The organism is Chitinophaga pollutisoli (assembly GCF_038396755.1).
In the GTDB taxonomy this organism is placed as follows: Bacteria; Bacteroidota; Bacteroidia; order Chitinophagales; family Chitinophagaceae; genus Chitinophaga; species Chitinophaga pollutisoli.
This window is the reverse complement of record NZ_CP149822.1, coordinates 735,451-759,736: the sequence shown is the minus strand read 5'-3', so window position 1 is coordinate 759,736 and position 24,286 is coordinate 735,451. Positions and strand designations below refer to the sequence as shown.

The following is a 24,286-nucleotide window of genomic DNA, read 5'->3' as shown; positions in this document are numbered from 1 at the left end:
ATTGTACAACACCTGATCAAAGCCGAAAAGCAATGATGTTACGGACGATATGCACAAAATGCATATCAAACGATAAGACACGATCTAAAAGAAATTAAGCGTTAAATCTCGGCGGCTGCCAAATATTTCCGGAGTAGTTGGAAACAAAAAAACAATCCCTTATTGAACCCTTTTTGGCTTTAAATTCTCGTAAAGGGATATTAAATTCTGGTAAGTTAAACTTAAAGGAGGTTACTGAAACACTGCAACAAGTGCACTGGCAAAACGGGGAACAATTATCGTCTTTGTCTTGATTATGATTATGACTAAGGTCTTTGGATGGAGATTTTAGTTCCGCACAAACATTCTTAGCATCGCTGCACGGAGCACCGAAAAGTGCCGTGAAGTAAATTACTAATATGGTTGCTATCCATTTCATGCAAGTGCAAATTTAAGAAAAAAATCCGTGCAATACTGTTGCAAAAATCACTTTTTTTCCTTATAGATACTATTTTCTCTAAAATGGGGTGGTTAATAGAATCGAGCTGATTAGTTAGTTAATAGCCGACAAAATGTTCGAGTAACCGGAGAAATGCCCTATGGATAACAGATTTGCTTCATAAAGTCGTTCTTCAGATATCCTGAACCACAAAACAAATGGTAACAAAAACGTTAACTATAATTCGCGAAAAAAATTATGTTTTTGCAACATTGTATAAAAAATACAGGGTTTTTCAACCCCCATATTTAGCTGGTATTAATAGCTTTTTTCTGAAACCAATTTCCTCAAATCCTCCAAAAAGTGGTTCGAAAATTGTCCCGACAGGACGACCTTCAGGAGCCCAGTCTCCATAGAAAGCTCGTAAAACACAATGTTTACGGGCTTTCTTGTTTTTCCCGCATATCAAATCATATCAATCCATTACAATCTATCTGTGAGTTATTCCGTGAGTTTTATTTAGGCTTATTTTTACTCACGGCATTCCGCTTATTCTACTGATAGCCATCGCTTTGCGTCATTTAATTTGATGCGTTTTGATGAGTTTTGAATTTGTTTTTTTACTCCCCCACAGTAACAGGTCTGCCTTCGGAGAAAAATCAATTCAATCACCATCAAAATTCAAAAACAATGGCAGCTCACACTCTCAGCCTGGATTTTATCACTCGGAAAGACAAAAAAGATGCTAACCGGGTTTGCATCTTCGGACGGATCACAATTGACGGTCCCCCCAAAGAATTTTCTCTAGGCGAATTTATTTCAGCAGAAAAATGGGATCCTGATTCAGAATCCGTTAGGGGTAAAAACCAAGAAGCTAAAGATATAAACAACTATATCCAAAACGTGAGAACGAAAGTTCGTAATCTATTCAGGAATCTTTCAGAAACCCAGGAGCATGTTACTGCCCTTCAGGTAAAAGATGCATATACGGGTAAAAGCAACAAGGGGCATACAATTGATAAACTTTTCGAAAGGCACGAGAAAAAGTTTATGCCGGAATTAAAGGCGGGTACCTGGAAGAATTTTATAACAACTCGGAAGTACGTGCTGAATTTTGTTCAACACCAATTCAAGCAGAAAGACGCTCATATTAAAGTATTAAATTATGAGTTTATGTTAGATTTGGAGGCATACATCATTCAAAATCCGATAGATAAATCTAAACCATGTAAAGGCAACGGATTAGCTCATCACCTTGAACGATTTAAAGGCATTATTAAGTGGGGTGAGAATTTGGGTTGGTTTAAACAGGCACCATTCAGTAAGTTCAAGGTAAGTCGTGCAAAAGTTCCAAAGGTAAAATTACGTCCCCATCAGCTCAAATTAATTGAAACAAAACGACTCAGTGATCCCCAGCTGGATTATGTCAGGGATTTGTTTATGTTTAGTTGTTTCACCGGATTTGCTTTTGCTGAAGTTTCCCGTCTTTCAATGAATGATTTCGAGATAAGTTCCAATGGAAAGTTTTGGTGTACAATGTACCGACAAAAGACAATAGAATTGGAGGCTGTCCCTTTAATTGACCAGGCTGTTGCTTTAGTTAAGAAGTATAAGGACCGGCCGGAATCAGTGGCCAATGGGACTGTGTTTCCCCCAGTAACGAATCAGCATGTTAACCGGTGTTTGAAAATTCTTACAGAGATTTTCGGGATCGGTTTCCCTTTAAGGTTTCATAGGGCGCGACACACTTTTGGCTATTATGCCATTAAAGCAGGAGTTGATATTAAAATAATCAAGGAAATAATGGGGCACACAAAACTTACAACAACCGACTTGTATACGATGGTTGATGAGGAAATGGCTGAGGAAGCAATGATTAAAGTACAAATTGCAACTGATAAGCGGAAGATGCTTCCAAGTCCTGGCGAGTTTATTAGCAACTCACGCCCGTCCAATTTGAGGTGATTTTTTATTGCCACATGGTGCGATCTGTAGAATGCGGTCTTGCGACAATACGAAATTGTTGCAAACCGCATTTTTATGAAAGGAGATATAGATACCACTCGTAACCAGCATTCAAATGTTCCTTGGATCACTTTTGAGGATCTCATTAAATTCAAAGCGGAACTACTGAAGGAAATTGAGGAACTATTGAAGGCGCAGCTGCATCCTGCTGAGAGAAAATGGTTGAAGTCCTATGAAGTGAGAAAGATGTTGAATCTCTCGGCGGGAACGCTACAGACGCTAAGGGATAATGGAACATTGCCGTATACAAAGATGGGAGGCGCCCTTTATTACGACTATAAAGACATCGAGAAATTGTTGGAGAAAAGTAAAGTTGTCAAACAATGGATGAAGGATGAGTGGAAATAGGCTTTTATGTGTCCACTAAAAGTTCGGATTATAGCTTGGGTAGCATGAGCCTTTAAGGGTAGTCTTAACGATTAGGGCCACCTTTGTTTTTCGATTTCGTTTGTACTCGTGCATGTTTGTTCTTGGAATGTTTTTCACCGGTCTGGGGCCCTGGAATCCATTTTCTGTAGTCTGGGTCATTGGGGAAATGGTTTTCCCAGCAATTTTCAAGTAGGTATCTACCATTTTCAGTCTTTAATAATTCACTCACAAGTGCATCAAAGGGATAAATCGAACGTTTATTCCAATAATCCGCGAACCCGATATTTTCATTGTTATAGTTGGATGTGAGATTTCTCGTGACATGCTGCAGCAGATTTGCCAGCCACAAGTACTCTGATACATCTGCCAGGTTGAAAACCATTTCACCAGTAGGGAATTTATGCATGAACTCTTTTTCGAGGGATTTATCTATAATCAAATTTTCTGCTGCATGGATTAAAAGGTTGATTTCATAGTTTTCCTTTTTTGCATTTTTGTTTGTATCAGTTTGATCGCCGTCATTTGTGTGAAAGCTCAATGGTGGCCGGATAATATCCGCTTGATAGCTTACGGTACGGAATCCAACGGTTCTGCTTTTTCTGAGTTCGGAAAGTACTTCCTGTAGTTGCGTGTTTTTAATAATCATGACGGAAATTTTGAATTTTTACAACACTTTTTGAGATTCAGATATTTTTGGAGAAAGAGCAGGTCTATACTTTGCGTGACCTTGAATTCCCCTTTAACTTCCGTATCATTGGCCGAATGCTGGCATTTTTTCGCTCTTCTATTTTTAATCTATATCCATAGAACCTGTGCATACTTATACCGGGCGCATTGACGGAGTATATTTCTCGTATTTGTAATTTGACCTTTCCGTCACCAATTGCTGAATAATAAGCTTTTTGGAAAGTTCCAAAGTCATCATCTTCTTCTAAATAGCCATGCCTCCTGCTAATGAAAGAACAGGGTGTAATATCATGTTCAATTCCGAGCATTAGTATGTGGCTGAGCGGTACCTTCAACCAGCCATGCCCCGGACCCTCGAAAAACGTATATACACTATTTGCTAACTCTGCTTTTTGAGATTCTGTGAGTATAATATTCATAAAATGCGAATTCGTGATATCAGGGAAGTTAACAGTTAAAATTCCGAATAAATGCTAGTTTGGTGGATGTGCAATAAATTCTTTTGAGAGAAGTATTGCATGCATTTGGTGGAAGAATAAATTTTTCACCACATGGATGTATATGGCATTTCCATTCTTGCTTAGGGAGTAATATTGACCGTTTGGATCATCTAAAATGTTATTCCATGCAAGTGAATATTCTCGATGTTCGGAAATTATGCCAACTTATTGATCAGGCCTTGAAACAGGATAGGATATATGTTGCTGTGGAAAACAGAGGCACCTACGTAGAAAGCATTCGTTTTCTGAAGGATTCGGAAATGGAGCAATGGTACGAGCATGGAGACAGAGTAGCCTACAGTTTCTATAAAACCAAAAGTTTATCGAATGCGTTTAATGAACTGAGGAGGGATCATAATAAGTTTGATCTCTGTCTAAGATTTGAATTTGACAGGTTATATTATAATATGAGGGATGTTTTATCTTTTTCAAAAAGGTGTAAAAACCTCAAAAAATTACTTGCAAAGTATTCAGCAAAACACAAAAATTTGGCCGAGGTTGGGTTTGTGAAGCGGAAGAAGATAATGGAGGAGCTATCTATTTTGTCACACTCGAAATGGGGAGAGAAGTATGCCATCGACACCTGGAAGAAGTACGCACCTGGATGGCAGATCCCGAACTTATTCCTACGCCGCGCGAAAAAGAACCAATCCAAACAAAATTTTATGGTAAGGAAAAGCGATTTCAAAAATTATTTTGATGTGAAGATCAGGCGGAAGTAGGTTGCCTTTTCCATGTGGGTAGTTTTCCAGCCCTTTTCTTGTTTAAATGATAGTCATTGAAAATACTTTGGGCTAGAAAGGTCTCCCGGTTTAGCGAGCGAATGAAGTTCGCTTTTAACAATGGGTTGTCGAAGTCAGTGCTGGAGATCGATTTATCGGCTATGGCAGCCAATGCATTGGCTACAGATTGAATCGGGAGTCGTACGATTTTACTTTTTGCCTTCAGTATTGTTTCCAGGAGTGCAGTTGCGGTTTGCATTTTATCCGATTGCTCAAATAGAAAGTGAAATGCTTCTCCATTGAAGTTATAAAAAAAGGATGCACCCAGGCTGAGGTGGGTCTCAACCCCTTCGGATACAGCATTTTTATCCCTAATATATTTATTTAAAGTATGGGCGGTTATTTCTTTGCTGAGGTCATTTTTCAAGTAGAATGATTTTTCCATGTACCATTGCAGGTATATTCTATTGCGAGAAAGATAGTCGCTGGTGGAAAAATGAATCGAGAAGTTTTCATCGGTTAAATAGTCATAGCTTGCAAGCCCCCGCGTGTATAGCTCTTTTTTAAATCTGTAGATTGTCAAAGCTTATCATTTGAATAAATATATTGAAAAATCGGCTAATGAAGGCCGTTTTACCTTGCGATAAGTTTCGGAATTATCATTCCTGGAAAAATTGTTCAATTCCGATTTCGAGGGAATCTCTCAAATGATATAGTGTAATAATCCCAAAGTTTATTTTGCCAGCTTCCATTTTGCTGAGATCTCCTTTATCAATTCCAGTCAGCTTTGATAGTTCTGTAAGAGATAGGTTTTTGCTAATTCGGGCTAGTCGAAGATTGGTGCCCACTATATGAAGCACATCCGTTCGTGATTTTTGCATCTGCAAATAAAAGGGAGGGATGCTGAATAATTGTTGGGTACAAACCCAACACCAGTTTTGTTTCTGAGGGAAATTGACTATTTTTTCCTATAATGGTTTTTGGGGTTGTCTGTTATTTTGATCCGTGGGCTTTGGGACAGATTTAATAATTGAGGCTTAGGAATATTACTGGGGTGGAATTTTTCCCATATTTTATTGGCAAGGTTGGCGCCCTGCTGAGACTTACACAGCTCTGCAATGAATTCATTTGCACTCAGGATGATAAATTCGCTTAGTTGTGGACTGTGTTCCCGTTGTTGATTTTGCCTTAACAACTGTTCGAGTATAATTGCGCATTCAACGTGGGTTTGGTACATACCGATGTTTACAATGATATCATCGATGTCTGCGGCAAAGAAGGAATAGTCATCCTTATTGTTGGTCAGATAGTCTATGGCTTCTAACAGATCCTTTATCAGGAACATGTATTCATGTTCTTTTTTTACTTTTAGCACATGCTTTGGGTTGTTCAGGAATCGGAGCTTATCAAACTCAATAATGCCGGTTTTCTGCCCCAAAAGTAATACAGCTCCATTCGCTGACTTTTCTTTCAGCAATTTCCGAAGCGAATGCATATTTTTTAACCCGATCATCATCTTTACTGAATATTTATAGAACGATTTCGGCTATTATTTTCTTTTGGATCATAAACGATGAGGCCCAGGAGTTCTTTTAAACTGTTTATATCGACGCATCCGGAACAATTTCAATTCCAGGTCCGCACATGATGGGATGTCGGTAAGGTGTACTATCTTATGTGTATCATGCTTGTTGCAACATACGAAATTGATGCTTTCTAATTTAATTTCCTTTTGAACATAATCGATATTGAACATTAACTGGATTTGTATTGCTTTTGATCGACCGGCATTATCCTTTCCGAAGCAGATGGTGCTCCAGTTGTCATCAGGGGGCATTGCGTTTGATGCACCGAGGAGCTCATCTTCGAGCTGAAGGGATTTGCAAAGAAAATCTCTATCAAAGAAGTTGGGATCAAAATATCCTTTTTCTTCCAGTATGGAAAATAGCGGATCAAAAGCACTTGGCGTCATCATGTTTCAATTATGAAAATGGGTATTGTCAACGTTTTACTTTGATTGTAGTTGAATTTGGGAGCCGTTTTCTCGCTTTATTCTCGAAATTGAGGACGCGCTCTGATACTTCAAACTTACTCCTGATAAGCCCTGTATCTTTAAATTGCATTGCTATCTTTTGAAAAATGAAGGGCTCGGGGACATAGGTAAGGAACTGTCCAGTAACGTTATCGTGTCGGGAAACATGGGTATAGCCTTTGGTGAGTATGTCGTGGTAATGACCGTACATGATGGCCCATTTATAAGGTTGCTCTTCCTTTTGGAATTTGGCGGGGTTCCTGTAATTGAGCACAAAATCTTCAATTGAAGGGCAATCAGTGACGAAATTCTGGGTTGTCGTGACTGGTGGTGGAAAATCAAGTGCGCCATCAATGTGATATAGGGAAAGGCGGATGACGTCCACTGCACTGGGCATCGCTTGGGGATCGCCACGACGCAGATCAGGATAAGCCTCCACAATATAAAAGTATTGCATACCTCCTGAGACCAACTCACAGAGGTTGAGGACTTTTTCCAAAGAATCAGCTTTGACCTGGAAAGGGATTTCATCACCGGGGACTTTTACGCCGGGTATCTCCCCATAGAATTTGGGAAGAGGGTTCGGGCCTGGGATATCATTGTACATAATTGTTCATAATTGTTCCTGTGGAATTTACCCCCACTGAAACAATGGAACTTACACTTTCTGCCATGTGGTATTTTTAGCCGGACCCCAAATTTTTACTACAATACTGCGGTAAGGCAGTAAATAGCCTGATGTACTTTCTTAGTTATTACGGATTACGGGCGATGGATGACCTCATATGTGAGGTTGTTGATTCTTTGTTAATTGGTTGGTGATCGATGGATTGCCGGCACTGCTGGCAATGGAACCATTCACTGATGACAATTTTTGCTTACTAAAAATGAAGGCTAATCGATGGGAATGTTGCCGCCGGCAGCAGGCGGCGGCCGCCGGTTTATACCAGTCATATAAAGGAAAGGGGGCTTTACCTGCCCATCCGGCTACGTGAAAGCATGTGCTCCGTCAACTGACAAGCCTCATCAAAGGTGGCTGATTTATTGACTTTATTCGTAATATCAGCCATGACGGTATAGGGGGTGGTGGCCGGGAATAGATATTCAGCTCCCTGTCCGTCCTTTCTTATAATGAATCAGTAGGGGTGGGCCATCCGTACCCGTAGGCGCTGGGCCTCTATGAGATGTCGAATATTTCCCGATACAAGGTAGTGCCGGATTAACTCCTGCATTTTGAAATAACGGCCATAACGAACCATAGGATTCTTTTTTTGCTGGATTTCTTTTTGGATGTCCGAGGGCGGAGGTCAGCTTCAAATGTCGCGTATGTATAATCTGGATAGCGTGCTTTCATCATGGAAAACGCAAAAAGGGGACATTTTTTCCAGAGATACCTTGCGGCTCTTAACCTGCGCAGGTTGTGAAGGCGCTCAGGAGACAACTTAGCCATATCGAAATTTTGATTGTCAAAAAAATGTCAGGCAGCGTTTGCCGCCTGACATGTTCGTGTTAGCTGAGGAATAAAGCATCTGCCCCTTCACTTTCAAACTGTGCACACAGATTAAAAGCTGTCTGACCAATTGTTTGCCCTTTCCCTTCCATGATCGTCGTGAATTGTTGTTCAGCGTTCTTGTACTTTTTCACGTTCTGGAAGTATCCCGTTACGGCGTTGTAGGCACCAAATAGTTTGCCCTGCGTAGTTTCCATGAGTTGAGACGGATGCGTAAAGCGGTATTCCATAGCCTGATCAACCATTGTTGTAAACTGGCTTGAAAATTCATCTTTCTTTCCTTGCGTAACCAGCTCCAACATTTTATCGGTAGGGGCCATAGCCATTTCAATGAGCCGTCTTACCTGCTTATCAGTAATGTTAATGGTCGTCCATCTTTTCAACGTATCGCCAAAGGCATTACCGAACTGGTCGCAAATTCCTAAGAACTTTTTGGCTGAGGCGAGTTTTTCCGCTGCGGAGGCAGTGTGCCTAATTTTGCGCATGTTTGAGCAATTTTTGAGAGCAGCATTCAGGGTGTTGTTGCAGACAATGCGTACCGGTGTATATGCAATAATAATAGACCCGGAGCCATCGTGTGAATTGGTTACGAAGATGTATTCTTCCAATTCATCATCTTTTCCGATCCTGATGTGTCGGGGGATCTTCGCGGTAATAAAAATTCGTTCACCTTTCCCTAATGCACCTGCGGTTTCGTAGGTGATGTTGTGAGCGCCCGCCAGATCATCCATAAATGAAAATGCCACATCGTTTTGCAGCGGTTGGTATTTGGGGCCTACGCGGCTTCCCAAAACTTCCATTGTGTCTTCCCTAAACGTAAAAAATGAAGATTCTGATTTTTCAAATTTCCTACCGGGAATAAAATGATAGTTAGGAGATTTTCCGACCTTGAAATCTAAATGTGATTGAACAATAACTTCCCGGCTGGAGCTGGCCACTCCAACTTGTCCCAATAGGTGCCACGCCTTTTCTCTTCTGGTGTAAAAACTGTACTCTCCGGCTGCTTTGTTGAAATTCAAATTGTGCATAACATAAAATTTAAATGTGAGTAATCGTTTAATCTGTTGTGCCCGGGGTGCGTTACCCCGCGCGTCACAACCGATAGCGACTAGCACTCGTTATGCAGAGGACGAAGAACGATTTGCACAAAAAAATTAACCGATCAAAATGACCGGTTAGTCCATTGAGCAATTTTTTTGGGTGAAGTGTTCGAGATGTCCGGCGCAGAACAGTATTTTTGCGATCCGGTAGTAAGCCGCGCACTCGAATGGCCGTTTATACCCCAAGGAAATGCGTCGAAGGATTACATGCTATTATATGCGGGTTGGTACTTAATCGCAGATCAAACAATGAAGGCGTCTATGAGGAAAAGCCTTCCGGTATTGTGGCATCCAAATTCTGGGATTTTTTTGCAGTCCATTGGTCTGGAAGTCAATAGCTGGCAGGGAGGTTTGCTTTTTATCAGGGCCGGTAACATATTCGACGATTCCATCATAATTTTTCACTTCGCTTCCCAGAAGCTCATATATCAATCTTAATGATTCTCGTCTGTCATTAAGTCCAGGGTCACCAGCGTTATTGATTTTCTTTATATCTCTCACAATGTGCGTAAGCAAAATAATACTATCAAATTCAAGGTTGAGCATATAGTTATTTTCCAGTTTATAATTTTCTAGTCTTTGTTCCATGATGTTACTAACTGACGATGGCTGCTGTTCTGTGACTGAGTTTGCGATAGGTTTTTCTTCCCTCACATTCCAAATTATATTCATTCGAGTTCCGTAGTTTGAGCGTAATTGGTCGAAGAAAGTGAATACGGCCAGTAAGGTCGTATTTTCAGATGGCTGAAGTTGCTTCAATAAACGTAGGCGATGTTGAGAAAACTGCAGCGGCTGATTGGCATCTTCGGTGATCCATTTTTTTGAAACTGGATAACTGATCCAAATGATAGTTGTGTCGCTATTTTCTGGTGCAGTTGAATGTGTAGATAGAAAAATACCTTCATCAACAGGGAGCATCTGCAGCGCTTCTTTTTCCAAGGTATTTCCTTTTGGTAATTCAAATACCTTATTTTGATATGAGATATGTTCTGCGAATGGTAATATGTCCACCAATGGTGCGTTGGGGTTCAAATCTAGCTTTTTCAGTGGAGCAGATGGAGTTGATATTTGTTCAGCTTGATCAGGACCTACCTCAATTTCGACACATCCTGATATCAAAAATCCAATTATAAGGGATAGTAGCGGAATGGCATGCAATTTTGAGTATTGTATTTTATTTGACATAAGTTGCGGATTGAAGTTTGAGGGAATGAGAATCATTGTAATTATAGGTAGCCGGTTTAGTCAATATTTGTCCGTTTAGAGAGAGGGCGACTTCTGATCCTATATTATTATCCTGGGATCCAATAAAGTGTGCCATGAGATAAAGGGATCTTTCTTTCTTACTGCTTCTTAAAATATCCACTTTATCGAGGTAATAGGGGATGTGAGACAAGTCGTCAATTTTTACTGCTCTTGCAGCTTGAATCGATTTGTAAATGTGCTTGAAATTTGCTACGTCATCCAAGGTGAAAGTAGGAGAAATGCGGTCTGTATCATTCATTGAAACTTTGACAGCTCGTTTTGGATTAATTACTTCAATGTAAATACTGTCACTATCTATTCTTTTAGATCCGGTAATTTGAGCAATTGAATTTTCATCATCGGATGGTCGAAGTGTAATTCGGGTGAATTGAGCATTTTTTCCAAAAGTAGTATTGAGGGAGTCCGAAATTGCTAAGAATGGGATTTTTGGTTTTTCTGTTTTTACTGTTGATGTTGAGTCAATCGCTGGTAGGATCTCTGTGGAATAGATGTTTGTTGGAGGTGTTTCTGGACTTTGACATCCAGTAAGAATAAATAGGAAAACGATGGATGCAAGGATTGACGATGGGATCATATTCATTATTGTAATTTTAGTTTAAGTTTATATGTTGAAGAAATGTGTTGGTGTGTGATGTATAGTAAGAATAATAGGGGGCTGCACATCGGTAAAACCACGTGCTAGTTTTTTAAAGAATGAAAGGATTTATTTATGGATCTTTGAATTGATCATCTTCATTATAAAGTATGCTAACATTTCCACCTTCTGATTGATTCCAATAATATCTTATTGAGACTTTGTTCAAATGAGTTTCATCATTTGATTTTATTGTCAATTTGTTAGCTTTTTGGAATTGCCAGTCTGGCCCGAATTCCAGTTGTTTTTCATTCTTCCTGACATATTCTGGCATATACTTGAGATAGTTAATTTCCGCTAGGGAGAATGTTGGAGAACGATAAGTAACAGAATATATTCCTATTGTATCCCATTTTCCGGATCTAAAAGAAAGGCCATAGAAAGTAGTATGATCGTTTATTTTGTATCCATAGACTGAATAGGTATACTGGTTCTCTTTTGATCTTTCAATTTCAATTAAGGTAAACCTGGCTTTTTCCCCAAGGACAGTATCGAGGTTTTGAATGATCTCATTTCTCACTTTATAGGAGGTAAAAGATCTATCATCATCTTTGCAAGAAAAGGTAAGAAGTACGCCGAAAGCAATCAGCGCGTATGGTGTAATTTTAGTCATTCGATATAGGTTGGGAGGTTTCTGATTCGTGGAAAATATCTTGTAACATTTCGTCATATAGACGGCACGGACATATGTAATGGATGGTAACATGAAATTGAAGGATTTCAATTAGTAATATGATTAGTAAGAGCAGATACAGTGAGAGCATAGACTCTCCATCAAAAATCTTTCTCATGCCTTGGCTTTTGAACGACTTTTAAAAAAATGGTTTCCTTTCCCACCCATGGGAACGGGCAGGGCATAGTTATGCAATAGTTATTCGCCAATTTTTGAAGAGAGGAAAGGAAGTAGGAGCCTTGGCCTTTTAGAGCTGTCGGCTCCCTTTTCCCTGTAGAACGTGTCTGTTCTGTTTGCCGCTAGAGTTGAATTTTACAAACAGGACTGTATCACGTTAACAATTGAACAATGAAAAACCCATAGGACATTGGAAAAGACCGTTTTGCTTGCCTATGAGGTGATCTACTGTTTCATGATGGTTACATTATTTTCCGGCAGTGTTACTTACACTTTAGTATCTTTTATGATGGCGAGGCAGTTATACAAGCGCCAGGCTTCTCGGGTTCTTTTTTATGATTTCATTACGGAGCCTATAGCATAACATCGCATAAGGCCAACCGTGGTTAAGCAAAGGGGCCACGAATAAAAAAATTGTTCGATGTAGTTCATAATTGCAAAAGCCTAATGAATATACTTCTGGCACTTCCTCCACAGTGATATTATTGGTGCCTTCCAACATTACATCTTTATACAAATGCTGAACTTTTGTCGGACGGGACGATAGGAACCTGTTGATTTTGATCAGCATCCTCATAATGTGGCGAGGCCTCATGTATTCCAGATTGCTGACTGCTTTTGCTGTCGCATTATTCAAATCCCTGGGATGATTTTGCGATACATGATGCAAATACTGATGCATAATCTCTTCCAGTGAGCCAAATTGACCTAGCGCTTTTTCTCGATACAAGGTTGATGTTTGGCTGTCATATAATTTTGTGTTTGTGTCAAATATTCCCATGCATTGGTTGAGTGCGAAGTCTACCGGTAATTCATAGATCTCATCGGGTACCGAGTCGATATACTTTTCTCCTGCAGCTTTCGCAGTTAGCTTTGCATGTGCGACAAGATCTTCCCAGGTCTTGAAATTTTTTGAGCGCCGGATAGTCTTGCTAAATGCATCAATTGATATGAAATGAGCCTTTATGGCGTCAATCGACATCAATTGAACGTATGCCTGTATTTGCTGGTATTCTAGTAAATACAGGGCTCCAATACTGCAATAGTCGAACTGGCTTAGACTTCTAAGCAATGGGTTTAAGTACGAACTCATGTTGTTCTTTTTAGCGCTGTATTGGATTATTAAGGGGCATGCGAGGTACGCAAAGCAACCTTGGGATTACATTGAATAGACTGGTGGTTGGGATCGCTTAAATGAAGAGAGAAAACAAATGTAAGTTTTCCATTACAATTGCAAGTAAGCGTGAGGTATACTAAATTAGCTTAATATGCTAAACGAGTTAAGGAAAATAGTCAAATAATTATTAGTATAATGAATTCATCTAATGAAATTTGGTTTCCATTGAATCTTTTCGAAAGTTCATTTTGAACCGGTAAAAATGGAATTGACCGGAAAAATCAAGAAACTGGACTTTTGTCATTGTTATTTTAATTCTACAAATTACCGATGGAAATCATTAGCTGGCATTATATATTTGTGAAACAACTTCGGTTCGAAGCGCTCTCTAAATAGAAACGCACCTTACCATTGCTTTATCCTCCGATTGGTTTGAGCAGATTCTCAAACGCAGTTAATTCACGTATGGAAGAATTAAGTCGTCATATTATTTCGAACTTTCAGCAAGGTAATGAAAGAGCCTTCTCCTCTATCATCCGGCAACTTCGGCCTCATTTCATCAGGCAAGCTTATCACTTGGTGAAGTCAGAAACGGAGGCGGATGAGGTGGTATCGGACGCATTTATGAAGTTGTGGTATAAGAAAGAAGATCTCGGTGCCGGCGGTACAATCTTTAAATTTCTACAGAAGGTTGTTCATAATAACTGCCTGACCAGGTTGGAGAAAAGAGGGCTTGAATCCAAGCGCCTGGCTAAGATATCGGGTGCTTTCTCAGAAGATACCATACGAATTGACCTGCAAACAGAGCTTGTGAACGCCGAGCTCTTTGCTGAGGTGATGCTGGCCATTGAGAAGCTTCCCAGGAGGAAGAAAGAGGTGATGAAGCTTATACTTTCCGATAAAAGTGAAGAAGAAATCGCCGAACAGCTAGGCATAACCGTAAGAACCGTTTATAATATCCACTATGAGGCTAAGGAATTGCTCCGTGGGCAATTCGGAAAAGAGCAAGCCGTTGTTGCGTTAATACTTTACTGCATATCTAAGTCGAACATTATCAGCTAAAAAAGCTATCCAGCCAAAAAAAGATAATAATTTCTTAAAAAAAGTCGCGTTACCATAGGTAAAACAACCCGTTTTTCAGGTTATATATATAAATACACATTCAATCGCAGCTTCTTTCTGGTAGAAGTGCTTTGATAAACCTGTCTTATGGAGGAAATATTCGATATTGAAAGAATCGTTTTCCTGATTCGGAAATCTAAGGCCGAGGGATCCAGTTTGTCCGAAGAGGAGCAGCGGGAGCTGGATCTTTGGGTAGCTCAGTCGCCGGAACTGAGGGCAAAGGTAGTTGCAAAGGGGAACGATGTTTCGAATTGGGTACCCGAAATCAGGAGCCAGCTGCGACTGGATACATATATTAAAGAAACGGAGCACGATGCCGTAAATCGAATTTTTTCAGAAGTCGGTCTACGGCGCCCAGTGACTTTTTACGTATGGATATCACGTAACTGGTATTTGGCTGCAGCCTGCATTATCGTTTTTGTATCGATAACTGCAATTGTCTTCAATAACATCAACAATAAAAAAACCGATAATACCATCATTTCAGCGGTCGATCCGCTAACGGATACTTTACAGAATAATGCAGTCCTTACCTTGAAAGGTGGGAGGAAAGTTTATCTGCAATCAGTTGGAGCAGATACCCTGCATGAAAGTGGGACATTGATTTCGAAGCAAGGTAACTCCGTCGTCTACAATCCAGGAGCTGAAGGGGAGAAGGTCTTCAATGAACTCCGGACCCCGCGATCCAGCCAATACACGATCCTGCTGCCCGATAGTACAAAAGTCTTTCTGAATGCGAACAGCGTGTTAAAATTTCCTACCCGATTCGAACCAAACTTGCGCAGTGTAAAATTGGAGGGTGAGGCCTTCTTCGAGGTTAAGCCCAATAGCCGTTCGCCTTTTTATGTGAACACTGGAGATACAAGAGTGCAGGTACTCGGAACAAAGTTCAACATATCTGCGTACAACATTGATGACGTCGTCGCTACATTGACAGAAGGAAGCGTTAAGGTATCGTATCGGCATGAGGAGAAAATGTTGAAACCTGGCCAACAATCTTTCCTAAACAACGGGAATTTGGACATACAGGAAGCGAATTTATCGAAAACGCTAGCCTGGATGGATGGCAGGTTCTTCTTCGATAATGAAAGTATAGGACCTATCATGGAATCGTTGTCTAGATGGTATGATGTGCGCGTCGAATACGAAGGAGATCCAGTATTGGACAAATATACAGGATCTTTTAAAAGGAGTATGTCGCTAGAAAAGGTGTTGACTTTTTTGGAGAGGAATGGAGGTGTTCAGTTTAAATTTAATACTGCTGAACGGAAAGTAACTGTAACCAGATCAAAATAAATTAGTAGAATCAATTATCAAAATGCCATTAAGCCTGTGATTGGTGCTCCGGTATTTGTTCCAATACCTGTGCACCGAATCCACCTATCCACTTCGAACACGGATATGTAACGTTCCTCATAAGTGGCGGTGGTAGTCGTGCCAGCCGCAAATACTTTTGGAACTATCAGGCGGGAAACCAAAATTAGTAGCGTCGTGAACGTAAAGATTGAACAATTGCGCATTCTTAGACATGTAAATATATTATACCTCCTTTCTCCGCCGCGGGTAAAGCGTGAATAATTACCCGGGTGTATCATTTCCAAAATCTCCAATCATCAACGTCATTATTACCCTAAAGTCTTTTAAGATACTGTGCATTGTTCATTGTTATAGCCTTTTGCCCAGCATGTTGTTCGGCTGCGTCAGAGGGATAGATTCAGAGCTTAAAGATGCCTTTTAGGCCTAATCCTACCCGACCAGGTAAAATGGTCGGTTTTGTCCAATGTTGTTGGTAACACCCAGAAAATGCCAAAAGAAACTGCCCAGGTTCGCGGCCCGGGCAGTGGATAGGCGAAACAGCAAAACTTGGTTAAAACTTAACTGATCACCAAACCGAAATTTATGCATTTTTTTCCACCTGGTCAAGGCCGAGTGCGGCATGGCTTGTCTCAAACTCTAAGGGTTATGAAGCTCACCGTGATCCTCTGTGTAGTATTTCAAATCAGCGTTTTGGCAAAGGCACAAAACGTCTCCCTGCACTTTAAGAACCGCCCGTTAAGCGAAGTGTTAAACCACCTCGCAAAGCAAGCTGATATTGGCATCTTTTATGGGGAGTCCGTTATTCGGGTAAGCAAGCCAGTTACGGTTTCGATAAAAGACCTTCCATTCTTGGAGGCTTTGAAAATTTGTTTGCATGGGCAACTACTCACTTTTAAGGAATTGGAAGATCGAGTAATAATTATTGAGCCATCATTGAGCGAAATCAATGAGTTACCCCGAATATCCATCGATACAACTGGTGAGATTGAATTTACTGGCCAAGTTATGGATGAAAAAGGTGTTGTACTTCCCGGAGCCACAGTTCGTATATTGACGCTTGCACGCGGCACACAAACTGACGCCAATGGGAAGTTTCGACTAAAAGGAAATTCGGCAAATCGGAAGTTGCTGATTACATATACAGGGTTTAAAAATGAAACAGTTGAGGGCGGTGTTCAGCCTGTCATTATTTATCTGAAGGCAGCTGCCGCGCAACTCGATAAGGTAGTGGTGCAAGGTTACGGTTTGACAACACAACGTTTGGCAACTGGTAATATATCAACAGTAACGGCCCAGGAAATTGAACGGCAGCCAGTTGCAAACGTAATGCAGGCACTTCAAGGAAGGGTTGCCGGACTCGTAATCTCACAAACGTCGGGTTTTGCTTCAGCACCTTTTAAAGCTGAAATTCGTGGCAGAACCTCTATAAGTGATGGTGTTTCTGAACCTTTAATAATTGTAGACGGAGTGCCTTTAACAGTTCTAAATACCAGTAGTGGTGGTGGCTATGCCACTGGATCTACTGGTTTCGTTCAGAATGGCTTTTTAACACCGGCAAATGGGCAGAGTCCACTATATAGTATTTCTCCCGATGATATTGAGTCTGTGTCAGTGTTGAAAGACGCGGAAGCTACAGCGATTTATGGTTCCAGGGGTGGGAAAGGTGTCATACTTATCACAACGAAGAAGGGGAGGCCTGGAAAAACAGCAATTGATGGAAGTCTAACTCATGGTGTTTCGTTTGTTAAAAACTTTTATGAGATGCTTTCTACCAGGGAATATATTGACCTTCGAAGGGAAGCCTTTATCAATAGCGGTGAAGAAGCAACGCCTACCAATGCTTATGATTATTTAGTTTGGGATACGACTAGAGAAACGAATTGGCAGAAAACTTTCTGGGGTAAGGCAGCTCAAACATCTCAGTATAAGTTAGCAGTGTCCGGAGGGGATAAATACAATAACTATCGTATTTCTGGCGGATATGACAGGTCAACACAATTGAACACATTTAGTGGATTTGACGAGCGTGTTTCTTTTTCAACGAATATGGGTCATAAAACTCTAGATAATAAATTAGGTATTGAATTGACAGCATTATATACATACTCAAAGAATGAGAATATCGCTTTGGGTGGTGGTGTTGATTTACCACCAACAGCTCCACCAATTTTTAAGGACGATGGTCAGCTTAATTTTTCAGGCTGGGAGCCTGTATCTTACTTATTCACTTTTGGGCCCGTAAGACAGCCTTATGTTGGAAGAACCCGTTTTCTGAATAGTAATTTGAGTGTCTCGTACCATATTATTAAAGGTTTGAAAGCTAGTTTATCTGTTGGCTATTCTAATCATAATCTTCAGCAGAACTTCAAATTGCCAATAGCGTCTCAAAATCCAGCCTTTACACCTATGGGCTCAAGCTATTTCGGTAATAATACAGGAAATAGAACGATCTATGAACCAATGCTAGAATACAAGAGTTCAGTTGGAAAAGGAACATTAACAACTATAGTTGGTGCTACATACCAGTATGTGAATCAGTCGGGTAATACAGTTAACGGAGACGGGTATACGAATGATAATTTACTAGGAAGTATTTCTAATGCCGCAATTGTATCCGGAAAGGATAATGTTGGAGAGTACAAATACTCTGCTGCATTTGGGCGTCTTAATTACAATTTATTGGATCGGTATCTGATAACGCTCACTGGTAGAAGAGATGGTTCGTCTCGGTTTGGTGCTGAACATCGGTATGGGAGTTTTGGAGCCGTAGGCGCAGCGTGGATTTTTAGTCAAGAACGATTCTTAGAAAAGGCAAAGAAGGCTATTAGCTTTGGTAAGATTAGAGTTAGTTATGGAGTGACGGGTTCTGATAATATTTCAGATTACTTGTATTTAACTAGATGGACTAGCAATAATGCAAATTATTTGGGTACAGGAGTTTATCAGCCTGTCGGACATGCGAATCCCGATTTGAGATGGCAATCGGACAGGAAATTGGAAGCGGCATTAAACTTGGGTTTTACTTCTGATCGGATTTTACTTGATCTTGTTTGGTACCAAAATCGAAGTGGTAATCAACTTTTGTCTTATAAGTTACCTTTTGCAACGGGTTTTCGCGATGTAATGTCGAATTTTCCGGCTGTCGTCCAGAATTCTGGATTTGAAGGAGGAGTTAATGTGGTGGTTGTAAAGCGGAGTGATTTCGAGATTACTTTCTCTGGGACAATAGGGATTAACCGCAACAAGCTAATTTCATTTCCAGGAATTGAATCAACTCCTTACGCAAATTTTCTGGTGGTCGGAAATACATTGAACCAGGTGAAGCTCTTGAAACTTTTAGGAGTTAATAAAATGAATGGTCTATATGAATATGAGGATGTAATTAAAGATGGTGAAATATCAGTATTCCCGGGCCCAACTGATGATAGGACATTTTATGATTTGAATATTAAATGTGATGGAGGGTTTGGATTTGATGTCCGCTATAGAAGTTTTCAGGCGAGTATGAGATTTAATTTCAGAAATGGGATCGGTACAAATGCATTGTATACGAGTCAATGGCTTGGAGCGCCAGTGAATTTTCCGCGTGAAACGCTAAAAAGATGGAGGCAACCTGGAGATGATGCGCCATATGCACGAGCAATAATTAGTCCAGATAAGTCAGACAACTTGTTTACCTATTCAACGGGTAAGTATACGGATGCATCCTTTATTAGACTGGCAAATTTATTTATATCCTACTCTCCAAAGACTTTGAGTAATTGGGCGAAGTTGAAGAATTTGAAATTCTACCTTCGAGGTCAGAATTTGCTCCTATTCACAAAGTATAAGGGTAGTGATCCTGAAGTTCAAGGATTCGGGTTCCTACCTCCACTAACCGGCATAGATGGAGGTCTTTCAATTTCCTTATAACCTTTTTAACCTTTTTTCTTATGACTACTTGGATGTTAAAATACTCGAACCTTTTTATTGTATTGTTGATCTCACTAATTATATCATCGTGTGATAAAATTCTGGAGATTGATCCACCCGTTCAGACAATAACTAACGAAACTGCTTTTTCTGATAGTATTACTGCAACTGCATCGGTAATGGGGGCTTATCGATTAATGAGCGGTAGAAATGGGATTTTTTCTAATGGTATTCAAACTATTGCTCTTGGTTTATATGCTGATGAGTTGATCGCAAGCAATACGCAGGATCAATTTTACGAGTTTTATACAGGAAGAATACCTCCACAGAATGGTATAATAGTTTCTTCGTTCTGGCAATATTTATATCAAATGATTTTCAGCGCAAATCTGTCTATTGAACAATTGGATGTTTCAAAAGGATTGACTTATTCAATAAGACAATCATTAACTGGCGAATCTAAATTTATCCGGGCTTTAGCATACATTTACCTGTCCTCTAATTTTGGCGAGGTTCCTTTAATCCTGAAATCTGATTTCAGAAATAATATTAATGTTGCAAAGAGTAAGAGAGAGGATGTAATAAACCAGATTCGAGCAGATTTATTGGAAGCTGTGAGATTGTTGCCAATTGATTACAGCTTTGCTCAAGGCCAAAGGGTACGAGCAAACCGTTATGCAGCAATGGCTTTACTTGCTCGGTTGGAATTGTTTGAGGGGAATTATGAGTCTGCTTTAAAGTACTGTAATGATATCATTAGCAATTCAGAGTTATACGGGTTGGCAGATCATCCCAGCCTAGTGTTTAATAAAAATAACATTGAGATAATTTTACAGTTACATGCGGATAGTAACTTGCCACCATATGGCGTTACAGGAGAGGCTGCATATTTGATTCCGGGTGTAGGTGGAGCACCTCGTTATTTAGTTAGTGTAGGATTGCTTTCGTCTTTTGAAAGCGAGGATCAAAGAAAGTCTGCATGGATTGATAGTGCAAAGTACTTAGGGAAGTACTATAAATATCCTAGAAAGTATAGGTTGGGGACTGGTATGGGTAGGCCCAATGTGGATGTGCCTCAATTTTACACATTGATACGTCTGGCTGAAATTTATTTGATAAGATCTGAATGTCTATTTAGGAAGGGTGATTTATCGGGATCAGTAGAAGATCTAAATAGAATTAGGAATCGAGCGGGTTTGCAAGATCTGCCAGAGGATATTGCTTTAGAAGGACTCTTTCTTGCGATTGTGGAGGAGAGAAGACATGAGTTGTTTTCGGAACTTGGGCACCGTTGGCAAGACTTGAGAAGATGGGGGCTAATAGATAGTGTCAATTTGGCTAACAAGACTGGGTGGGAATCGTATCGTAGGGTTTTTCCTTTGCCCTTTGAGGAGTTACTACGAAATGTTTCATTAAAGCAAAATGTTGGTTACAATTAGCAAGGTATAAATCTTATAGGAATCAAGCTGCAATATGGATCTTCCCAGAGTGTTAATATGTCTCCGGATACGGAAGTTAATGTAGCTTGTGCACCCAGAACACCTTTTTGGAAATTCGGTGAAAGTACGTTTGAAGAAAGAATTATGCGACAGCAGATACCGCTTGATGTATTGAGCGCATAAATTTCTGTGGCCTGAACAAGTTTTGTTGTTCTGATGCTTGCAGTGACAACAATACAGGGAATTATTGCAATTGTCAATTTAATAATTAATTTCATTAGATTATATTTAATGAATTTCAGGGGCTACATGCCCCTGAAATATTTTTTGTTAGAATGCCACAAGTTGAACTTGAGTTGTGTTGCAAGCTGCGTCTTCCCAGATTGTATATACGTCACCAGTAACATCAGTTAATGTGGCTTGAGCTCCTGCGATGCCTTTTTGGACTTCTGTTGCCAGTACACTGTTTGCTAAAACAATTCTTTTACAAATGCCAGTGGAAGGGCTTTTTGCATAGAATTGGTTTGCTTGTGCGAAATAGCTGTCAGCTGCGAATGCTGTTCCAACAACTGCTGCTCCAACGAGGAAGCTCATGATCATTTTTTTCATAAAACTAAAGTTTAATTGTTTTTGCCTACTATTAAAGGGTTTCGGCATATCCCTATAAAGTAATTGAAATGTTTAAGGATAATCTGAATGATATGTTTGGTTTTCTGCATTATCAATACACCTCAATCAAAATGGGCTCAATCCAATAGGTTCAGTAAGCGGCCATTTTTACTTGGGTGGTGGAGCAGGTGGCATCTTCCCATAAGGTATACGTGTTACCTGTCACATCTATAACATTGGCCTGCCCGCCCGATATTCCTTTTTGAAACTCAAGTGCCATGCAGTTCGAACAAACAATGAGTCGTTTGCAAATTCCAGTAGATGGGCTTTTTCCGTACATTTCGTTAGCCTGGGCAAATGGATGAAAATGTTTATGTCCAAAAAAGAGTTCCCTTCCGAAAATTCCACACGTAAATATTAACACTCCAGCCAGAGTAAATACTATTGATTTTCTCATAAAAAAGTAGTTTAGGTGTGAATGAAAATTTAGAGATTATTACAGTTTTAATATTTCAACAATTTCATTATGAGTAGGTGCTCTTTGAAATATCTTAGCAAGCTGTTTGTTTTTAGTATAGAGAACAGCAGAGGGTACTTCTTGAAGTTTGAATACATTGTAGAGCGAAAAGTTTTTGTCCTTTACTACTTTTATGTTTTTGTAATATTGGAGATCGTATTCGGTTACAAATTTTTTCGTGTCAGTTGTTCCGGCAATACTGAGCATTAGAATCTGTGTGTGCTTCAAATCATCTATGTATTTCGTAATCATCTTAGTTTCGTCCTGGCATGTGTGGCAGTCCGGATCGAAGTAAATTATAATGGTAGGAGAATCTATTCCTAAGTGTTCAGTAGAGTATATGGTTACACTATCAAGTTCTAGCGCTTCAAAAGTAGGAAGCTGTTTTACTTTTGGAATTGTATCCCTTTTTTCATTCTTGCATGCGCATAACACTGTTAAATACGCGAGCAAAATCAAGCAGAAGAATTGTTTCATAACAGACAAGGTTTTGAAAGTACCTGCATCCGTCCCAGACCGTTCTGGAACGGGACGCAGGAAAAAGACTAATTGGACCTCAACCATTCCTATATGATCTGTAACCAGATATGCTTTTTAGGTTGGAATTCCTCCCTGGATCTATTGCACAGGAATGCCTATGCATAATAATGCCTGTGACTAGCCTTTGAAATTTATTTTTGGGCAGTATTCTGTAATTTCTTTGTCTGCGCCGTGGGATGATGAGAGGGATATCATCCATTTTCATTTTGTCGAAGTGCGTATCTTTTTCTTAATGCAAATTACCGCGACATAGTGTGCTGATCCGGCAAATCTTTTTTTGCTACAGATTAACCCTTATTCAGTCTTCTATAATCCATTGGTTTCATGCCAATAATTGATTTAAATTTTCTGCTGAAAGCGCTTTTATTACTGTATCCAGTTTTCTTAGCAATTGTAGTAATTGGCAAATTGGTATTTGTGAGGAGTTCTGCTGCGTTTGTCATTCGCATGTAGATTAGGTATTGTTGTACTGCGAATCCGGTCACCATACGAAAGGATGCAGTGAACCGGCGAACACTCATGCCGGAATATCCTGCTAGATCTTCTAGTGGATGATCATATTGGAGATTTCGGCGCATTTTCTCAATCACGTTCAGGATTTGCATTCTGTCATGTTCATTCATCACCATAAGTGCAATAAAAGGGTGATGATCTCCCATAGTGAGGGTTTGGCAGGACGCCAGGAAGATCAGATAAGGTTTAATGTTAATAAAACTACCATTTTTCTGGCAGCAGAGTGGGAGTTATGGGGTTGTGTGATACATGGAAACCTGTATTACTATACCATGGAAAACATGTATTAGTTGAATAAAGGTGGTAAATACGCCATAGGAACTTCAACGTAATCGACCTTAATTTCTACAGGAATTCCGATATTACTGCATTATTTCTTTTCAATCCCATTCCCCAAATTAATGCTCTGGTTATTTATGGTCTCCTTTTTTGGAAGGTATGACCATGTACGGGTTTTTCCGGTAGCGATAAACCTTATCGCGTCATGAATTGGAATAATTGCATCATGTTGGCACTTACTTCATCCTATAATGCCTTTGAAGTCCAGGAGCCCCTTTGGCGAAGGACCATTGAAGGAAGGCAGTTTTACTGCAAAAGAGTTTTTATTCCCTCAGATATTTCTGAAGTAGTAAAATGGAAACGTGCGTTCTGGGGGCCAGTCGCTGATTTTTCTAGCCTCGTTAAGGCATTATCCGAACATTTGTCTTGTCTGGCTAAAGGTGAGGAGGGACAAGCCTTTATGTTGTTCTGTGATGAGCGGCCCATTATGCAGGTTGATATAGTTGAGGAGTGGTTGTCTGATATTTCGTTGCTGAGCCCGATGGTACAAAAAGGTGATTACTGCATGGTAATACACTTTGATCCGGAGGTTACGTTAGTTGCTTTGCAAAAGCAAGCAATACGTGCACTATGCGATTGGTGGAAAAAAGAAGGGGTTCCTCGTGTGTGGACGACGATACTATCTTCAAATTTACTTGGATCAGCAATATTGATGAGCTCGGGATTTGATCTTGTTGAGCAAACGCTTCCAGATGAAGAGGTCGAATTGTATGTTTTTCCGTCACTGCCCGAAAAGTAGCGGCAGTTG

25 protein-coding genes are annotated in these 24,286 nt (G+C 40.0%); 8 read left to right on the top strand and 17 right to left on the bottom strand.

The annotated features are described in order from the left end of the window. Nucleotides 1-94: 94 nt before the first annotated feature. The gene (locus tag WJU16_RS26000; RefSeq protein WP_404980276.1) at nucleotides 95-418 is read right to left on the bottom strand and encodes a DUF6660 family protein; all 324 of its coding nucleotides are present in this window, start codon (nucleotides 416-418) and stop codon (nucleotides 95-97) included. Between the two features lie 690 nt (nucleotides 419-1,108). On the opposite strand from WJU16_RS26000, the gene WJU16_RS03190 reads away from it, so the two are divergent. Together WJU16_RS03190 and WJU16_RS03185 are read left to right on the top strand one after the other, a co-directional pair. Further along, nucleotides 1,109-2,383 (top strand): tyrosine-type recombinase/integrase, encoded by a 1,275-nt coding sequence (locus WJU16_RS03190; protein WP_341836884.1) that lies wholly within the window; start codon nucleotides 1,109-1,111, stop codon nucleotides 2,381-2,383. 75 nt (nucleotides 2,384-2,458) lie between these two features. Continuing rightward, nucleotides 2,459-2,791 carry a helix-turn-helix domain-containing protein gene (locus tag WJU16_RS03185; RefSeq protein WP_341836883.1) on the top strand — a complete coding sequence of 111 codons (333 nt, stop codon included), beginning with the start codon at nucleotides 2,459-2,461 and terminating at the stop codon, nucleotides 2,789-2,791. Nucleotides 2,792-2,855: 64 nt separating this feature from the next. Here WJU16_RS03185 and WJU16_RS03180 read toward each other — a convergent pair whose 3' ends face one another. Both WJU16_RS03180 and WJU16_RS03175 read right to left on the bottom strand, forming a co-directional pair. Then, on the bottom strand, nucleotides 2,856-3,458 hold the full coding sequence (locus WJU16_RS03180) for a hypothetical protein (RefSeq protein WP_341836882.1): 603 nt from the start codon (nucleotides 3,456-3,458) through the stop codon (nucleotides 2,856-2,858). A 64-nt stretch (nucleotides 3,459-3,522) separates the two neighbouring features. Continuing rightward, nucleotides 3,523-3,918, bottom strand: a complete 396-nt coding sequence (locus WJU16_RS03175; RefSeq protein ID WP_341836881.1) for a hypothetical protein — start codon at nucleotides 3,916-3,918, stop codon at nucleotides 3,523-3,525. Nucleotides 3,919-4,124: 206 nt separating this feature from the next. Between WJU16_RS03175 and WJU16_RS03170 the strand changes: the two genes are divergently transcribed. Next, a complete protein-coding gene (locus tag WJU16_RS03170; RefSeq protein ID WP_341836880.1) occupies nucleotides 4,125-4,721 on the top strand; it encodes a hypothetical protein in 597 nt (198 codons plus the stop codon). Here WJU16_RS03170 and WJU16_RS03165 read toward each other — a convergent pair. The 10 genes from WJU16_RS03165 to WJU16_RS03125 form a co-directional block, all read right to left on the bottom strand. Continuing rightward, complete coding sequence (locus WJU16_RS03165) at nucleotides 4,708-5,304, bottom strand: hypothetical protein (RefSeq protein ID WP_341836879.1); 597 nt, start codon at nucleotides 5,302-5,304, stop codon at nucleotides 4,708-4,710. The genes WJU16_RS03170 and WJU16_RS03165 overlap by 14 nt on opposite strands. 76 nt (nucleotides 5,305-5,380) lie before the next feature. Next, nucleotides 5,381-5,602: a helix-turn-helix domain-containing protein gene (locus WJU16_RS25995; protein ID WP_404980275.1), complete on the bottom strand. Its 222-nt coding sequence runs from the start codon at nucleotides 5,600-5,602 to the stop codon at nucleotides 5,381-5,383. Between the two features lie 77 nt (nucleotides 5,603-5,679). Continuing rightward, a complete protein-coding gene (locus tag WJU16_RS03160; protein ID WP_341836878.1) occupies nucleotides 5,680-6,237 on the bottom strand; it encodes a hypothetical protein in 558 nt (185 codons plus the stop codon). A gap of 48 nt (nucleotides 6,238-6,285) precedes the next feature. Further along, the gene (locus WJU16_RS03155) at nucleotides 6,286-6,696 is read right to left on the bottom strand and encodes a hypothetical protein (RefSeq protein ID WP_341836877.1); all 411 of its coding nucleotides are present in this window, start codon (nucleotides 6,694-6,696) and stop codon (nucleotides 6,286-6,288) included. A 25-nt stretch (nucleotides 6,697-6,721) separates the two neighbouring features. Further along, the gene (locus WJU16_RS03150) at nucleotides 6,722-7,360 is read right to left on the bottom strand and encodes a hypothetical protein (RefSeq protein WP_341836876.1); all 639 of its coding nucleotides are present in this window, start codon (nucleotides 7,358-7,360) and stop codon (nucleotides 6,722-6,724) included. Nucleotides 7,361-8,262: 902 nt separating this feature from the next. Then, complete coding sequence (locus WJU16_RS03145; protein WP_341836875.1) at nucleotides 8,263-9,291, bottom strand: DUF932 domain-containing protein; 1,029 nt, start codon at nucleotides 9,289-9,291, stop codon at nucleotides 8,263-8,265. Nucleotides 9,292-9,594: 303 nt separating this feature from the next. Next, on the bottom strand, nucleotides 9,595-10,548 hold the full coding sequence (locus tag WJU16_RS03140) for a hypothetical protein (protein WP_341836874.1): 954 nt from the start codon (nucleotides 10,546-10,548) through the stop codon (nucleotides 9,595-9,597). Continuing rightward, on the bottom strand, nucleotides 10,538-11,209 hold the full coding sequence (locus WJU16_RS03135; RefSeq protein ID WP_341836873.1) for a hypothetical protein: 672 nt from the start codon (nucleotides 11,207-11,209) through the stop codon (nucleotides 10,538-10,540). Before WJU16_RS03135 ends, WJU16_RS03140 begins: the two co-directional genes overlap by 11 nt. 127 nt (nucleotides 11,210-11,336) lie before the next feature. After that, entirely contained in the window at nucleotides 11,337-11,876 is a 540-nt protein-coding gene (locus tag WJU16_RS03130) for a hypothetical protein (RefSeq protein WP_341836872.1), read from the bottom strand. A gap of 538 nt (nucleotides 11,877-12,414) precedes the next feature. Continuing rightward, a complete protein-coding gene (locus WJU16_RS03125; protein WP_341836871.1) occupies nucleotides 12,415-13,206 on the bottom strand; it encodes a hypothetical protein in 792 nt (263 codons plus the stop codon). A gap of 489 nt (nucleotides 13,207-13,695) precedes the next feature. On the opposite strand from WJU16_RS03125, the gene WJU16_RS03120 reads away from it, so the two are divergent. From WJU16_RS03120 to WJU16_RS03105, 4 genes are all read left to right on the top strand, one after another. Further along, nucleotides 13,696-14,292 carry an RNA polymerase sigma factor gene (locus tag WJU16_RS03120; RefSeq protein WP_341836870.1) on the top strand — a complete coding sequence of 199 codons (597 nt, stop codon included), beginning with the start codon at nucleotides 13,696-13,698 and terminating at the stop codon, nucleotides 14,290-14,292. A 147-nt stretch (nucleotides 14,293-14,439) separates the two neighbouring features. Beyond that, nucleotides 14,440-15,648, top strand: coding sequence for a FecR domain-containing protein (locus tag WJU16_RS03115; protein ID WP_341836869.1), 1,209 nt, complete (start codon nucleotides 14,440-14,442; stop codon nucleotides 15,646-15,648). Between the two features lie 666 nt (nucleotides 15,649-16,314). After that, the gene (locus WJU16_RS03110) at nucleotides 16,315-19,581 is read left to right on the top strand and encodes a SusC/RagA family TonB-linked outer membrane protein (protein ID WP_341836868.1); all 3,267 of its coding nucleotides are present in this window, start codon (nucleotides 16,315-16,317) and stop codon (nucleotides 19,579-19,581) included. Nucleotides 19,582-19,601: 20 nt separating this feature from the next. Further along, nucleotides 19,602-21,020, top strand: a complete 1,419-nt coding sequence (locus WJU16_RS03105; protein ID WP_341836867.1) for a RagB/SusD family nutrient uptake outer membrane protein — start codon at nucleotides 19,602-19,604, stop codon at nucleotides 21,018-21,020. A 330-nt stretch (nucleotides 21,021-21,350) separates the two neighbouring features. On the opposite strand, the gene WJU16_RS03100 is transcribed toward WJU16_RS03105, so the two are convergent. The 4 genes from WJU16_RS03100 to WJU16_RS03085 all read right to left on the bottom strand — a co-directional run bounded on the left by WJU16_RS03100 (nucleotide 21,351) and on the right by WJU16_RS03085 (nucleotide 23,345). Continuing rightward, nucleotides 21,351-21,629 carry a hypothetical protein gene (locus WJU16_RS03100; RefSeq protein WP_341836866.1) on the bottom strand — a complete coding sequence of 93 codons (279 nt, stop codon included), beginning with the start codon at nucleotides 21,627-21,629 and terminating at the stop codon, nucleotides 21,351-21,353. A 151-nt stretch (nucleotides 21,630-21,780) separates the two neighbouring features. Continuing rightward, nucleotides 21,781-22,086 carry a hypothetical protein gene (locus tag WJU16_RS03095; protein WP_341836865.1) on the bottom strand — a complete coding sequence of 102 codons (306 nt, stop codon included), beginning with the start codon at nucleotides 22,084-22,086 and terminating at the stop codon, nucleotides 21,781-21,783. Nucleotides 22,087-22,125: 39 nt separating this feature from the next. Continuing rightward, entirely contained in the window at nucleotides 22,126-22,623 is a 498-nt protein-coding gene (locus WJU16_RS03090; RefSeq protein ID WP_341836864.1) for a hypothetical protein, read from the bottom strand. Between the two features lie 350 nt (nucleotides 22,624-22,973). Continuing rightward, complete coding sequence (locus WJU16_RS03085) at nucleotides 22,974-23,345, bottom strand: AraC family transcriptional regulator (protein WP_341836863.1); 372 nt, start codon at nucleotides 23,343-23,345, stop codon at nucleotides 22,974-22,976. A gap of 338 nt (nucleotides 23,346-23,683) precedes the next feature. Here WJU16_RS03085 and WJU16_RS03080 point away from each other — a divergent pair, with 338 nt between their 5' ends. Beyond that, the gene (locus WJU16_RS03080) at nucleotides 23,684-24,277 is read left to right on the top strand and encodes a hypothetical protein (RefSeq protein ID WP_341836862.1); all 594 of its coding nucleotides are present in this window, start codon (nucleotides 23,684-23,686) and stop codon (nucleotides 24,275-24,277) included. The last annotated feature ends 9 nt before the right edge of the window (nucleotides 24,278-24,286 follow it).